At 36.7% G+C, this 14,304-nt stretch carries 13 protein-coding genes; 10 read left to right on the top strand and 3 right to left on the bottom strand.

Annotated elements, in window-relative coordinates:
• Nucleotides 1-2 precede the first annotated feature (2 nt).
• Nucleotides 3-254 (bottom strand): hypothetical protein, encoded by a 252-nt coding sequence (locus DN064_RS10415; RefSeq protein WP_115462583.1) that lies wholly within the window; start codon nucleotides 252-254, stop codon nucleotides 3-5.
• 568 nt (nucleotides 255-822) lie between these two features.
• On the opposite strand from DN064_RS10415, the gene DN064_RS10410 reads away from it, so the two are divergent.
• The 5 genes from DN064_RS10410 to DN064_RS14320 all read left to right on the top strand — a co-directional run bounded on the left by DN064_RS10410 (nucleotide 823) and on the right by DN064_RS14320 (nucleotide 6,931).
• Nucleotides 823-2,424, top strand: a complete 1,602-nt coding sequence (locus tag DN064_RS10410; protein WP_115462582.1) for a tetratricopeptide repeat protein — start codon at nucleotides 823-825, stop codon at nucleotides 2,422-2,424.
• Between the two features lie 304 nt (nucleotides 2,425-2,728).
• Entirely contained in the window at nucleotides 2,729-3,133 is a 405-nt protein-coding gene (locus tag DN064_RS10405) for a hypothetical protein (protein WP_115462581.1), read from the top strand.
• A gap of 276 nt (nucleotides 3,134-3,409) precedes the next feature.
• A complete protein-coding gene (locus tag DN064_RS10400; RefSeq protein WP_115462580.1) occupies nucleotides 3,410-5,353 on the top strand; it encodes a T9SS type A sorting domain-containing protein in 1,944 nt (647 codons plus the stop codon).
• 77 nt (nucleotides 5,354-5,430) lie between these two features.
• Nucleotides 5,431-6,645, top strand: coding sequence for a fibrobacter succinogenes major paralogous domain-containing protein (locus DN064_RS10395; RefSeq protein WP_157962289.1), 1,215 nt, complete (start codon nucleotides 5,431-5,433; stop codon nucleotides 6,643-6,645).
• 157 nt (nucleotides 6,646-6,802) lie between these two features.
• On the top strand, nucleotides 6,803-6,931 hold the full coding sequence (locus DN064_RS14320) for a hypothetical protein (protein ID WP_262509147.1): 129 nt from the start codon (nucleotides 6,803-6,805) through the stop codon (nucleotides 6,929-6,931).
• A 264-nt stretch (nucleotides 6,932-7,195) separates the two neighbouring features.
• Here DN064_RS14320 and DN064_RS10385 read toward each other — a convergent pair whose 3' ends face one another.
• Both DN064_RS10385 and DN064_RS10380 read right to left on the bottom strand, forming a co-directional pair.
• Entirely contained in the window at nucleotides 7,196-7,963 is a 768-nt protein-coding gene (locus DN064_RS10385; protein ID WP_115462577.1) for a TlpA family protein disulfide reductase, read from the bottom strand.
• A 4-nt stretch (nucleotides 7,964-7,967) separates the two neighbouring features.
• Nucleotides 7,968-9,047 carry an NADH:flavin oxidoreductase gene (locus DN064_RS10380; protein ID WP_115462576.1) on the bottom strand — a complete coding sequence of 360 codons (1,080 nt, stop codon included), beginning with the start codon at nucleotides 9,045-9,047 and terminating at the stop codon, nucleotides 7,968-7,970.
• 114 nt (nucleotides 9,048-9,161) lie between these two features.
• Here DN064_RS10380 and trxA point away from each other — a divergent pair, with 114 nt between their 5' ends.
• The 5 genes from trxA (at nucleotide 9,162) to DN064_RS10355 (ending at nucleotide 14,211) form a co-directional block, all read left to right on the top strand.
• Entirely contained in the window at nucleotides 9,162-9,461 is a 300-nt protein-coding gene (trxA, locus tag DN064_RS10375; RefSeq protein ID WP_115462575.1) for a thioredoxin, read from the top strand.
• Between the two features lie 69 nt (nucleotides 9,462-9,530).
• A complete protein-coding gene (locus DN064_RS10370) occupies nucleotides 9,531-10,346 on the top strand; it encodes a universal stress protein (protein ID WP_115462574.1) in 816 nt (271 codons plus the stop codon).
• A gap of 84 nt (nucleotides 10,347-10,430) precedes the next feature.
• Complete coding sequence (locus DN064_RS10365) at nucleotides 10,431-11,828, top strand: hypothetical protein (protein ID WP_115462573.1); 1,398 nt, start codon at nucleotides 10,431-10,433, stop codon at nucleotides 11,826-11,828.
• A 128-nt stretch (nucleotides 11,829-11,956) separates the two neighbouring features.
• Entirely contained in the window at nucleotides 11,957-12,748 is a 792-nt protein-coding gene (locus DN064_RS10360; RefSeq protein WP_115462572.1) for a hypothetical protein, read from the top strand.
• Nucleotides 12,749-12,819: 71 nt separating this feature from the next.
• The gene (locus tag DN064_RS10355) at nucleotides 12,820-14,211 is read left to right on the top strand and encodes a metal-dependent hydrolase family protein (RefSeq protein ID WP_198659437.1); all 1,392 of its coding nucleotides are present in this window, start codon (nucleotides 12,820-12,822) and stop codon (nucleotides 14,209-14,211) included.
• The last annotated feature ends 93 nt before the right edge of the window (nucleotides 14,212-14,304 follow it).

Genomic DNA, 14,304 nt, shown 5'->3' with positions numbered 1-14,304 from the left:
TTTTAGCCCAGGAAATGACTAAATTTTTTGGTTTTAAGTGAGGGGTCTTTCCAAAAGCCTGCAGATAATTTTTCATGAACAAAGTCCAGTTCAATTCTCAATTTCACCTTCTTGTGATCCTTGTCTAAATAAATAACCTTAAATGCTTTGTATACGCCATTGCTTTCAGATTGCAAGAGTTCAATCTTGAAAATACTTTGGTAGGTTTCAATAGAATTTAGAAATCCGGTAACAACCGAAATATCTGTTTTCATGTCTTCTAATGGCCAGTTTCGAAGGCCTAATATATAAAATATTAAGTTTTGCTTAATAGATAATTAGGGAATTAGGCTCTTTGTCTAGTAGTTATAACAATGATTAGCAAGAATTCATAGTAGTTTTAATTATTTACTTAATCCACTCGGAATTGTTAACACCTGCGATAAGCCTAAAATTAAAGTATATTAATCCGTAACTGACTGACATAAGAGACCTAAGTGCCTAATTGAATAAAAAATGCCTAGACAAATTGAAAATGGATCAAAAACCACTATAAACACGAAACTCTTAAGCCTTAAATTTTCGAATAAAACAACTTTATAAATTCACGTCTAGGCGTGAATATTTAGTTAAAATATTTTATTTCTTATTATTGATTTCAAGCTAAAATCTTTTAATTACTTAAATTATTGACATAATGTAGTTTGGCACAAAATAATTGCTGCGCTGGTTATTCAAAAAAGGCAAAGTATACTCTCAAAATAATACACAGTCTTGTTAGGTTTCATTGAAGATATTTATAATTTTTTACATAAAACTACTTGGTGAATTAAGATATATAACATGAAGACAATAAAGCATGCATTAATTTTTCTTTTGTTTATTGCTGTACAGAATACCTATCCACAACTTGATTCTCTGAGGCAAATTTACACCGATGCAAGACTGCCTGATTCTATAAGATTCCAAGCTTTACACTACGAGTTTGATGAATATCGTTTCAAAAGTCCTCAATCCACCTTAAAAGCCGTTTACTATCACCAAAAACTAGCTAAAGAGAAAAATAATAAGGAAGAGCTATATTATGGGTTTTTAAGAGAAGCATATTTTTCTCCAGAACTGATTGATCTTGAAAAATCAATAAGCCTACACAATGAGGCACTGAAAATCGCAAAAGAGCTTAAAATGCGCGATAAAGAGGCGCATACAAAGGCAAACAGAGCTGTAATTTATTTAAATCTAGGCAAACATCTAGAGGGTGTTAGAAATTATTATGATGCATTAGCCATTTTTAAGGAGCTAGAAATGAATAGCCAGGCAACATGGTTATTGCAAAATATTGGTGTTGTCAACTTAAGAATAGGTAATTACGATATAGCTTTAGATTATTTTCAACAATATGAAGATGCATACAATAAGTACAATTTAACAACACAAGAACTTTATTCATGGAATCACCTATATATTGGTGAGACGTATTTAGAGAAAAAGTTTTATGAAGATGCCCTTATTTATTTAACAAAAGCGCTAGGTGATTTTGAACTATCCGAATCAAAGTTTGGTCTACAAAAATGCTATAAACACTTAGCACGAGTACACATGGCTTTAAATCAATTATTGAAAGCAAATGATTACGCTAAAAAAAGTCTAGCCATTTGCAAAGAATTTGAATGGGAAATGGATATACTCGATGCTAAAATTATGCTTACTGAAATTACTTTAAAGACCGATAAAACTTCGGCTTGCAAAGAAGGTCAGAATATATTGAGCCAGCTACCAGAAGACACCAATAATCATATTAAGCAGCGATTATACACTTTACTTTACAATTGTTACAAGTCTCGAGACAACCCCCAATTAACCGCAGAAGTATTGGAATTATCTATTGCTTATAAAGACAGTGTTAATTTAGAGATTGATCGCATGGCAATAATTCAAGAATTAGTAAAACAGGATTATGAGACGCGACTTTCGGAAAATAAACTAAAAAGTGAAGTAGAAAAAGCAGCAATTCAGTCTTCACAGCGTAGAAAAATATATGTTTTAATAATAGCTGCTGTGCTATTAATTTTTCTCACACAATTCTACTTTAGGTCCAAAATTAAAAAAGATAAAGCCATAAGGGATTCCTTGTTGAATAAAATAGAAGAACTAAAAAATAGAGCAGAGACAGAATTAATTGTTAATGCGAAGAAGTTTCAATTAGACATTGAAAAAATAGAAGAACGCATTGATAAAAAACTGAATCAAACTGACCGCAAAGTGCTTAATATTTTACTTGAAGATCCAGTGATAGCTAATAAAGATATTGCCAACAAAGTTTTTCTTAGTATAGATGGTGTCGGTTCCTCGCTTCGAAGAATGTACGAATATTTTAATATTAAAGAATCTAAATACAAAAAAATTTCCTTGTTATTGGAGGTAGTGAAACTATCCAATAGTTAGCTGAAAAAAAATAATTTTAAACATAGTTTTACTTTAACCCAAATTTCACAATCACACATGATTTACCAAAAAACACGCGTAGACGTGAAGCTTTGAACTTTGAATTAATTTACATTGGACGATGAGAATTCAATCCCACGATCATAAAGTATTGAGGTTGGTACTTTAAAGTATGAATTGTGGGTAGGATTTCGGAGGAAATTGAGGTTAAACCCCGAAACTAGTTTTGGGGTTTATTTTAATCAAACTGATCGACCTTTTAGGGGTATAACCAAATCAATGAATTTAATTTAAATCTACAATTATGAAAAAATTATTATTAGCAGTATTAATGTGTGCCACTTTTAGCTGTCAAAAAGACGACTCAAATGAAACTCCAATAGTTTATGATATTGAAGGTAAATGGTTATCGAATAGTGCAGTTTCTAATACAATGTACATATTTGAGGATGGAGTAAGGTATACTTACTATTGTACTTCCGAGATTTCTGATGACTGTCAATCTCTGTACGAATCATTTCAAGCTAATGACGGTAATCACATACCAGGAACTAACCCATACACATTTGAGGATGGCACTTTAACTGTAGATTTACATTTTGGAAATGAATTAGTTGCCCCACTTACCTTTGAGTGTGATGGTAATAAAGTCTTTATAGAATCATTAAATCCACATTATTTATATAGGTTGGATTCAAACTGTGATTAATTCTAACTTATACAACAAGTGTAATTAATCTCTAATTACATATTACCACTTGCCAATGATAAAATCTTAATGCTACGCATAACAAATGCATCTGCACTAAATCACATTTTAATCCCTAGGCGTAAAGATTCTATTCAATAATTATTTTACTAGTAACTCTTAGAAAATTAGAAACCCTCAATTTTAGTTCTTAATGCGGTACGAGTTGAATAAAATAAAAAATCAAATAAAAAATAGAGCACATTACATAAAGAATTAATATAAAGCAGCTCCAAGATGAACAAAATTAATCTATTATTAGCTTTTTATTTAGTTTATAATTTGGTCTATTCCCAAGACAAGGTCATAAATAAAGGTGTGTTAAAAATAGAACCTAGTACATCTTTTTACACATTATTAACATTTGAAAATGATCTTACTGGTAACTTAACCAATAAAGGTGACTTGGTTTTAGGTGCGGATTACCAAAATAAAGGAATCACTACTGCAACTATTGGCACCACTAGCTTAATTGGTGAAAGTAATCAAAGAATATATTTCGATGATTCCTCTCCCTTACATACAATAAACATCAATAATTTAGTAATTAATAATTCAAGTTCTACAGGTGTCTCTGTTGATAATAATTATGGGTTAATTGTAAAAGGGAATTTAACTTTAACTAATGGAGATTTAAGATTGATAGGTGAATCGCAACTTGTTCAAGGTTCATCTTCTACATTAAGTGCTGGTGGATCAGGTTCACTGCTTCGCGATAGATTAGCCGGTGCCAATATGTATGGTTACCACTACTTTTCATCGCCAGTAAATAAAAGCGGAACATATGCAGTAAATAGAGAGGTTTTTGATGGTACAGATGCAAGCATCAATAGTTTTACACCTCAATTAATTCAATTTAATTCAGGTCCACCATACAATGGGACTCCATCCGTTGTTGATAGTGATGGAAATGTAACTTCACCATTAGCCATAAGTGATAGATGGCTATATACCTATTTCAATGGGAGTGGGGCCTATTCTGATTGGATACCTATTAACCCAAGTTCTCAGCTAAGCCCAGGCCAAGGCTATACTATGAAAGGGACCGGAGCTGCTCGTCCTAATCAAAACTATGTGTTTAAAGGAAGACCAAATAATGGTAATTATGAATTTAGTAGTATTCTATTAGGTAATTACTATTTAATTGGTAATCCCTATCCATCGGCATTAGATGCTGATCAATTTATTACAGATAATAACGCGATAGATGCTTTATATATATGGGTTGACGGAGGATCAAATTCTCATTATTTATCAGAATATTTAGGGTCTTATGCTACCAGAAATTTAACTGGAGGCACTACAGCCTCTATTCCTGCAGAGATAAGCGGTGGAGGTAATTCAACAAATATAACTCCTGGTCAATACATTGCAGTTGGTCAAGGTTTCCTTGTTGAGGCTGTTTCTAATGACCCTATTGTATTTAATAATTCACAAAGAGTATTTGTAACAGAAACAGCAGGAGATTCGCAATTTTACCGACAAACGTATCATAAAGATGCTAGTCAAAAAAGCCTTATTAGGTTGGGCTACGAAGATCCTGAAGGATTTCACAGGCAACTATTACTGGGCTTTATTCCAGATTCACCAGCCAATTTAAATTTTAACAACGGTTATGATGCTTTCATGAATGGATTAAGAGCTGATGACATGTATTTTATTATAGATGATGATTTATCCAAACAATATGTTATTCAAGGTGTAGGAACCTATGATGTAACAAATATTTTTCCGATAGGTGTATTAATCTCTGAAGAAGGAACGCATACAATTATGGTAGATGAAGTTGAAAACTTTACAGACGATGTTTATTTGTACGACAACGTTTTAGAACAAACTTATAACATTAGCCAAGGTGAACAGCAATTAAATTTAGAACCAGGAGAATACCTAGATCGATTTAAAATTGTGTTTCAAGATCAAAACTCATTAGGAGTTAATGATGCAAGCTTACAAGACTTAAACGTATTTTATGATAATAACAATCATATTATCGTAAACAATAGATGGGGATTAGAAATAAATACCTTGACTGTTTACAATACCTTAGGGCAAGAGTTACTTCGTAAAAAGAATCTAAGAGGTGTAAATATTTCAATTCCATTTCAGCACCCAAATGGGTTGTATGTTATTGTGGTTGAAACAGATAAAGGAAAAAAATCATATAAGATTATTAACTAAAATATTAAATCATGTTAAATAATAAGAAATTATTTTTAATTATATTTTTAATTTTTTTAGGATATAATTCGCATACCATGGCACAGGTAGGTATAGGAACTACTGAGCCAGACCCAAGTTCCATGCTAGATATTCAATCTGTAGTAAAAGGGTTGCTCATCCCGAGGATGACAACCGTAGAACGAAATAACATATCCAATCCCGCAGAAGGTTTAATGGTTTATCAAACCGATAATACCCCAGGATTTTATTACTTTAATGGCAATACCTGGAGCACCATAGCGGTTAATTGGACTGTAGATGGTGACAACATGTACAATGCCAACAGTGGCAATGTAGGTGTTGGAACTGCTACCCCAGCCAGTACATTAGATATTGAAGGAAGCTTAGGATACCAAGTTACCACAATCACCGCTGCAACCACTTTAGATAACACCCACAATGTGGTACTGTGTACTGGAGGAGAGTATATCGTAAAGCTACCGCCAGCAGCAGCAAATACCGGAAGAACATATTTTATAAAAAATATCAATAGCGATGGAAGTACTATTTTCATTGATGGCCACGGTACTCAAACCATTGATGGTAATATCGGCTACGCATTAGATGCTTATCAAGCTGTTGTAAGAATAGCAAGTGACGGTGCAAATTGGTATGTCATTGACCAATCTATTCCAATCACCTCCTATGTTCTTTCGACTTGCGATGGTGCTATCTTTGCCTGGAACGATGTAACGAACCCAATTACTGGAAAAACTTGGATGGATAGAAACTTAGGAGCAAGTCAAGTAGCTACCTCGGGATCTGATGCTTGGAGTTATGGTGATTATTACCAGTTTGGGCGTGGACCAGATGGACACCAATGTAGAACATCATCAGTTCAGATAGGCCAAAGTACTACCCCTGATCCTGGTCATGGTAACTTTTTGAATTCTTATCCATTGCATTGGCTTAACCCAATAGATCCTAATTTATGGCAAGGGGTTAATGGTGTAAACAATCCTTGTCCAGAGGGTTATAGAATACCAACACGTGAAGAATGGGTTGAAGAGATAAATACCTGGACTTCCAATTCGGGTATGGATTCAGTATTAAAATTACCTTACGTCGGGTATCGATGGGTAAATGGGTCGTTTAACGGTACCGGCATCGGTGGCGAAGGAAGATATTGGTCAAGTACACGATTTAACGACATAAATTATTATAATCTTAGAATAAAAAATAATCAATCTCCCCAAATTGGTAATGCGGGTGCGATGATAGGCTATGGCTGTAGGTGCATAAAAGACTAATGCTGAACGGCAGGTATATGCGCATACAACTTAATCACCCAAAAGGGGTGTAAGTTATTATGGATGAAATAGATAAAGGAAAAAAATGAAAAGACCAACGGCAAAAGAAATACTAAATCTAAAAAAAAGACTACCTAATTCAGAAAAACATATAAATATGTGCTACATAGACGGAAAGTATTGTGTAACTAATGAATTTTTTGTAGGCCCATTTGTTGGCACAGCCTTTGAAGGTGATACATACGAAGCAGCAGCAGAGCAATTTATTGATTATAAGTATGGATAAATAGAACATAATTCTATTTTAGGGAGGGCTTTAACAAAAAGCGGATTTCCTGACTTAGATAAAGTTTATGATTATTGTAAGCCAGAGTGGATTGATTAATATGTGATGCTTTATTGTATGTTGATCAAGATAACGGTGAAATAATATGCAGTAAATCTGAATTTAAAAATTTAAATGAAGACGATGTATTACAAGTAGGGAATTATGCTCTTTGTCTGAAAGTTACAAAAAGGAATTACATGAATTTCTAGAGATTTTATTTCGCTACTTAAGTAATTCTGAAATTTTACCTGCAACCTTTTTGAGATTCTCGGGAGGATTACCTTCACTCATGAGTTGAATGGCCCCATTTTTGTCTAGGATGACCGTCTTAGGTATGGCACCTTTAGCAAATTGCTTGAAAAAGGCCTTTTTAGGATCAAAACCTGAATTAAAGTTAATACCGTCCGCGTTTAATTTAGTCATCATACTATTGATGCGATTTTTAGATTCACCAATAGATACTGGAAGAAAGACAAAGTCTTTATTTTTAAAGGGTACTAAAATAGTTTCAGGAATGTCATAGAGTTCCATGATACAAGGAGCACACCAGGTAGCCCAAAAATTTATCATGACTACTTTACCTTTTAAATCGTCTTGAGTAAAGGTGGAACCATCCATTAATTCAATGGAAAAATCACCTGGGGTCTCGCCAATTTTAAAATTAAAATTATCGTAGTCAGGTGTCTCGGGCTCTGACTCGAATTGGGATTTTCGGGTTTGGTTATAAGGCTCTTCAGGATGCAAGGTGATAAACATCACAAACATCTTATCCCCAATGATGTCCCCATATTTCTCAACTAAAACTTTATGCTGTTCTTCAGTAACACCTTTGTTCATAGATTTTATGCGCCCCTGTTTGGCGTAGAATTCAACATCGGCCTGGGTTGATATTTCATTGTCAATAATAATTACATACTCGGGTTTTTTGGACTGCCCAAAACACAAGATGCTAAAGAAGCAGGTTAATATGATAAGTCTTAATAGTTTCATTTGTTTAGTCTTCTATTACAAAATTTGGCCATCGCTTCATATAATTAACAAAAGTTGGGCTCAGACCTTCGTGTATTAAATAGTCTTTAGATACTGGGGTGGCCTTTGCTTCAAAGCCTGCATCTTCCATTACCTTTTGAGGAAAGTCGTGGTGTAAAATACCAGCCTTGCCAATACTCACAAAATCCACTCCTGCTTGAAGCACCGCATTAACGTCATTACCAGAAGCAATATTCCCGGCTACGGTCCATTTTATATCTCCAAAATCTAGATCAGTAAAGTGTTTTAATAGCGACTTGTGTTGCTCTTCCTTTTCAACCGGTTCTTTAAATACATCCCAAAGCGAAATATCCATAAAGTCAACTTGATTCATCTTAATAATTTCAGAAACCAACCATTTCACCTCAGACAACTTCATGCCAAATCGTTCTGGAGATAATCGTAAACCAAGTAAAAAGTCAGCTCCGCATTGTTGACGAATGCCCTCAATAATGTCGAAAATTAGCTTCGATCGGTTCTCCAAACTCCCACCATAGGCATCTGTTCTAAAGTTAATATCAGCACTTAAAAACTGAGCCAGAATGTAACCGTGGGCCCCATGGATCTCGACCCCATCATAACCAGCTTTTTGAGCTCTTTCTGCGGCTAGAATAAAATCTATTTTTAATTGCTCAACCTCTTCTAAAGTTAATTCTCTAGCGCCAGTTTTTTCATTTATAGAAGGGCAAACAGGTGCTTCACCAATGAGTTCTTTTGGTGAGCGCATACCTGCATGGTGCAGTTGAACCACCCCCAGACTATTTTGAGCTTTAATGGCATTGGCCAATCTTTCATGACCCTCTAGATGAGAATCGTTCCAGATCCCTAACTGTCCTGAAAACCCTTTACCAATTTCCTGAACATGACTGGCGCAGGTCATTACGAGACCAAACTGGCCTTTGGCACGCATGGTTAACCAATGAAATTCCTCTTCACTTAAGGTGCCATCTTCATGACTTTGCTGATTGGTCATGGGCGCCAGCATGAAACGGTTTTTCATGCCTTGACCATTCTTAAATTTTAGGGGTTGGTCTGGTGTTATCACGGTTTGTTTAATTTTGCTAAAGATAATTAGGCGCCCTAAGTAAACCCACTTATTAACCTAATTTTATGAGGGTCTCATATGTAAACTCAAGACCTTTTTAACGACATAGAATGTATGAAAACAAACTTTAATTCCTTGGTAAAAAGCCACCCTCTGGTGATGGTCGATTTCTTTGCAGAATGGTGTGGCCCTTGTAAAATGTTGGCGCCCAATCTAAAGGCCATGAAAGATCAATTGGGAGAGGCTGTAAAGGTGGTTAAAATCGATGTTGACAAGAACCCTGGGATTGCCTCTCAATTTCAAGTAAGAGGTGTGCCTACCTTGCTGCTTTTTAAGGATGGTCATCAGGTATGGAGGCAATCCGGTTTGCTACAACCCCAGCAGTTGGTAGAGGTAGTTAATGCAAACAGGTAGGATCCTGTAGCTGATGATTGTCATATAAAATTTCATTCTAAGGGCTTACATTTGGATAAGACCATTATTATGAAGCATATTCTTCTGTTAACTGATTTTTCTGAAAGTGCCAGAAACGCCATCGATTATGCCACTGCGTTTTGGTCTGAGGAAGTATGTACCTTTCATTTACTCCATGTAGTGCGATCTGGATATTATACAACAGAATCCTTAATTTCAGGTGAGGCTAATGCTGATATCTATGAATCTCTGCTGTCAACCTCCAAAACCAGATTAGAAACTCTATACGAGTCTCTATCAAAGACCAATAATAATAGCAAGCATCAGTTTAAAGCCCATTTGGATCACGATTCTTTTATTGCGGCTATCAATCAGTTGATCGAAAAAGAATCGATTGAAGTAGTGGTTTTAGGCTCCAACGGAGCCTCGAATGTAAGTGAAGTATTTTTTGGAAGTCACGCGCTTAAAGTGATGCGCCATCTGGAACATAACGTGTTGGTGGTGCCAGAGCACTTTAATTTTAGTCCTGTAAAGCAGATTTTAGTACTTATAGACTCTAAAGATGACTTAAACCAAAATCAGATCCAGCGTATTGAAGCTTTGTCTCAGAGCTTAAAATCTCACATTCATCTGCTATGTATGAACTTTGAAGATGCAACCCTTGAAGCGCTGGTTACAACTAAGTTTACTGCTAAGGTTCATCTAGTTAACATCAAGGAGGTGCCTATTGAGTATGCTACCTCTACCTATATTCAAGCCAATAATATTAATATGCTGGTCATGCTTGGACAAATGGAGGGCTTCGTAGATCGACTTAAGGGCAGCTCTGGAAAAACAAGAGTAAGTAAGCTCTATCAATTACCAATTTTACTACTTCGCGAATAAAATATGTCCAAATGTTAGCTAGCTAACATTTTATGCCAATAGTCTCTTCTAGATTTGCTAGTGAACAATTAAACTTTAAAAGCAATGAAGAATTTAAGATTATTGACCTTGGTCATGATGGCCCTTGCCTTATGGGCTTGTAATGATGATGACATAGACGTCGTTATTACAGATGCGGGTGCCCTTGAGGGTGGACCCTTTGACTTTTTTGTAGATGGCTCACCAGATATGGTGAGCGGAATTACCCAAGGCGGGGACCGTGTTGGTGCCAATAGCTCATTTGTTATTACGGATGATGCTGGAAATATCCTTGGATTACCCCCAACAATGGATGCTCTTGAGGGAGTTGATTTTGATGGTGCCGGTGTGGGTACCTGTTTGATTTGGTACATTAGATACGAAGACGGTCTCGAAGGCTTAGAAACAGGATCTAATGCCAGCGACTTGGTTGGAAATTTTGACCTGTCTAACTCCCTGACGGTTAACAGAAATGCGGGACCTGAAGCTGGAACCCTTGAAGGCGGTCCCTTTGACTTTTTTGTGGATGGCACACCTGATATGATTAGCGGTATTACCATAACCGGAACTCCCGTTGGAACTAATCGTTCGTTTGTCATTACAGATGATGCAGGAAACATATTAGGTCTGCCTCCAACAATGGCCGATCTAGAAGGAGTGGATTTTGACGGGGCTGGAGTAGGAACTTGCTTGATCTGGTACATACGTTATGAAGATGGTTTAACTGGACTTGAAACTGGTATGAATGCGAGTAACCTAAGTGGAATTTTTGACTTGTCTAATTCCATTACAGTTAACAGAAACCAGGCTCCCGAGGCTGGAACCTTAGAAGGAGGTCCTTTTACTTTCTGTGTGGATGGCACACCAGATATGGTCAGTGGTATTACCCTAACAGGAACACCAGTTGGTACGAATAGTACTTATGTGATTACGGATGATCAGGGAGTTATCTTAGGATTGCCCCCAACAATTGCTGATGTTGAAGGTGTTGACTTTGATGGTGCTGGTGGTGGTGTTTGCCTCATCTGGTACTTACGATTTGAAGATGGCTTACAAGGAGCTGAAGTAGGAATGAATGCCAACGATCTGCAGGGTGTGTTCGACTTGTCTAACTCTATAACAGTCACGAGAAATGAAACCAATGCTGGTACTATTTCTGGAGGACCCTTTACCTTCACAGTAGACGGCACACCAGATATGGTAAGTGGTATTACACTGGAAGGGTCAGCTTCCGGTACCAATAGTACTTGGGTTATTACAGATGATCAAGGGGTTATTTTAGGCTTACCACCAACATTAGATGCCGTTGAAGGCGTTGATTTTGATGCTGCTGGAACAGGGGTGTGTCTAATTTGGTACTTGCGTTTTGAAGATGGACTTCAAGGGGCTGAGATTGGCATGAATGCCAACGATTTGGAGGGTTGTTTTGATCTATCCAATTCCATTACTGTAACAAGAAATTAAGATCATAGCTTAATATTTATTTGAAAAAGGAATCTTACTGCATCGTAGTGAATTGCGATTGAGTTTGAATTGTGGAGGGCTGCCCATTGGGCAGCCTTTTTTTGTAGCTTTAGGAAAAACAACCAACCATGAAAAGAATTGCAATCTTCCTCTTGCTGGGCATCATATTATTTGGAATGGTACAGGCACAGGTGACCACTTTTAATTTTAAAAATGAAGACCAAAAAGACTGGAGTTTTAGTATTACGCCTTATGCCTTACTCGCCTCTCAAGCTACGGATGTAGGAGGTGAAAAAATAAGACAGTCCTTTAATGATTTAGCCTCAATTACCAATGCAGGGTTTCAGTTTATGTCAACCGTCAGGTACAAGCGCTTTTCCCTGAGTATTGATGGAACCTTTGCCGAACTCAGTACGTCGGAACAACAAGGTCCTGTTGGGCTTAAAGTAACCATTAACCAGAACATCATAGATTTAGCTGCAGGCTATGTTATCTATTCCACCTTTGATAGCAAGGAGGAAGACATTGCTAAAGGCTGGGCCATTGAAGGCTTAATTGGCGCTAAGAACTGGGTTAATAACATTAAGTTAGATCTCAATATAGATTTAGGTGATTTAGGAAACATAACAGAGACCATTGATGAGCCCCTTGGTTGGTGGGATTTGATGATTGGTATTAAAACAGCTATAGCCTTATCAGACAAAGTGATGCTAGGAGCCAAACTAAGCGTCGGTGGATTTGGTATTGGAGATTCCTCAAGTTTTGCTCATGATTTTTACTACTTAAATGCCTTTAAGGTCCTCAATTATATGACGGTCAATGCCGGTTTCCGTAGCTTCAGATACAAACGCACCAGTGATGGTTTAAATACCACCGTTAGGGTTTTGGGCCCCTTTTTAGGGGTGTCCTTCTTTCTTTAATGTGAGGTATTTCTTCTAAATTTCTTATTTTTAAGAGATTTCAATTTAACAACCTAACAGTACTAACTATTATGAAAACCTATACTAAAGGCCTTATGGCCTGTGCATTCTTGTTCTCTTTTTTTCTATCCACAGCTCAAAATGAAAACCCTTCGTTCATCCTAATAACCAATGTTCAGGTTTGGAATGGTACCAGCACGTCATTAATTAATGCAGATGTGCTAATAGAAAATAATCTTATTAAGGAAGTTGGAGCTAATCTAAAAAGACTAAATGATGCCACCATAATTGATGGAAAAGGAGGTGTTGTAATGCCTGGTCTTATAGAGGGCCATGGGCATCTTCAAATGAACGGCACATCAATTTCTGATATTGAAAATAATAGGAATTGGGAGGAATTGGCAGTTCGTTCTGTTGTCAATGCAGAAAATGCTCTTATGTCTGGATTTACTTCCTGGCGCGATGCTGGTGGAATGGGTGCTGGATTAAAGAAAACAATAGATGCTGGTCTCTTAAAAGGCCCAAGAATATATCCATCTGGGGGCTTTATTGGTCCTACTGGTTCACATGCCGATTTTAGAAACTTCAATACACCAAATGAATCTGTTGATGGTGTTCAGTCTAATGGTGGGCGTCTGGGTATGACACTGACTGCTGACGGTGTTGATGCTATTAAGGCAGCAGCACGACAAAATTTTATGCAGGGAGCATCTCAAATTAAGATTATGTCTAGTGGGGGTGTAGTGTCTCAATTTGATCCGTGGCAACTTGATGCCTATTCTGCAGATGAAATCAGGGCTGCAGTTGAAGTGGCTAATGCCTATGGGTCTTATGTCATGTCACATGCTTATAGTAAGAAATCAATTATGAGGTGTTTGGAGAATGGGGTGCGTAGTATTGAGCATGGATTCATGTTTGATGGTGATGTTGCCGCTTTAATGGAGGAAAAGAACGCTTATATGACCACAAATATGCAGGCTTTTTCGCCAGCATTAGATCAAGTGTCTGCAATTACTGCTAGTGCTGCGTCTACAAGAAAAGCTAATTCTGCACAAAAGGCCTTTAAGGATTACATTGAAAATGTCAAAAAATACAGACCAAAACTTGGATTTCAGGGGGACTGTGTTGGTATGCCTGAGTCGTGTAATAAGCAGAACGATCATCAAATTTATCTTGGTGCTGAGTTTTTTGGTAATCACTATTATTTAATGGCTTTAACCTCTGTCAATGGAGAAATTCTCAAATTGTCAGGAGACGTTTTAGATCCTTACCCTGAAGGAAAATTGGGTGTCATTGAACCAGGTGCTTATGCCGATCTCTTAATTGTTGATGGTAACCCCTTGAAGGATATAACGGTGATAGGTGGAAATGAACAATGGTTTGATGCCCCAGTAAGAGAGGGCATTGAATCCATGAAGGTAATAATGAAGGATGGGGTTATTTATAAAAATACATTAGAGTAAATGTTCTCTATGAATTGGGTTGAAAAAAAGCAATGTGGATTCGCTTTGCTCCACCAGTTACTTTATTCATCAACAATAAACACAAAGCAACGA

Origin of the sequence: Winogradskyella aurantiaca, from assembly GCF_003362725.1 — a bacterium.
Classification (GTDB): Bacteria; Bacteroidota; Bacteroidia; order Flavobacteriales; family Flavobacteriaceae; genus Winogradskyella_A; species Winogradskyella_A aurantiaca.
This window is presented reverse-complemented; position numbering and strand designations above follow the sequence as displayed.

Coding starts and splice junctions, on each gene's coding strand:
- DN064_RS10415 (WP_115462583.1), bottom strand. CDS start 254: ATGAAAACAGATATTTCGGTTGTTACCGGATTTCTAAATTCTATTGAA.
- DN064_RS10410 (WP_115462582.1), top strand. CDS start 823: ATGAAGACAATAAAGCATGCATTAATTTTTCTTTTGTTTATTGCTGTA.
- DN064_RS10405 (WP_115462581.1), top strand. CDS start 2,729: ATGAAAAAATTATTATTAGCAGTATTAATGTGTGCCACTTTTAGCTGT.
- DN064_RS10400 (WP_115462580.1), top strand. CDS start 3,410: ATGAACAAAATTAATCTATTATTAGCTTTTTATTTAGTTTATAATTTG.
- DN064_RS10395 (WP_157962289.1), top strand. CDS start 5,431: ATGGCACAGGTAGGTATAGGAACTACTGAGCCAGACCCAAGTTCCATG.
- DN064_RS14320 (WP_262509147.1), top strand. CDS start 6,803: ATGTGCTACATAGACGGAAAGTATTGTGTAACTAATGAATTTTTTGTA.
- DN064_RS10385 (WP_115462577.1), bottom strand. CDS start 7,963: ATGAAACTATTAAGACTTATCATATTAACCTGCTTCTTTAGCATCTTG.
- trxA (WP_115462575.1), top strand. CDS start 9,162: ATGAAAACAAACTTTAATTCCTTGGTAAAAAGCCACCCTCTGGTGATG.
- DN064_RS10370 (WP_115462574.1), top strand. CDS start 9,531: ATGAAGCATATTCTTCTGTTAACTGATTTTTCTGAAAGTGCCAGAAAC.
- DN064_RS10365 (WP_115462573.1), top strand. CDS start 10,431: ATGAAGAATTTAAGATTATTGACCTTGGTCATGATGGCCCTTGCCTTA.
- DN064_RS10360 (WP_115462572.1), top strand. CDS start 11,957: ATGAAAAGAATTGCAATCTTCCTCTTGCTGGGCATCATATTATTTGGA.
- DN064_RS10355 (WP_198659437.1), top strand. CDS start 12,820: ATGAAAACCTATACTAAAGGCCTTATGGCCTGTGCATTCTTGTTCTCT.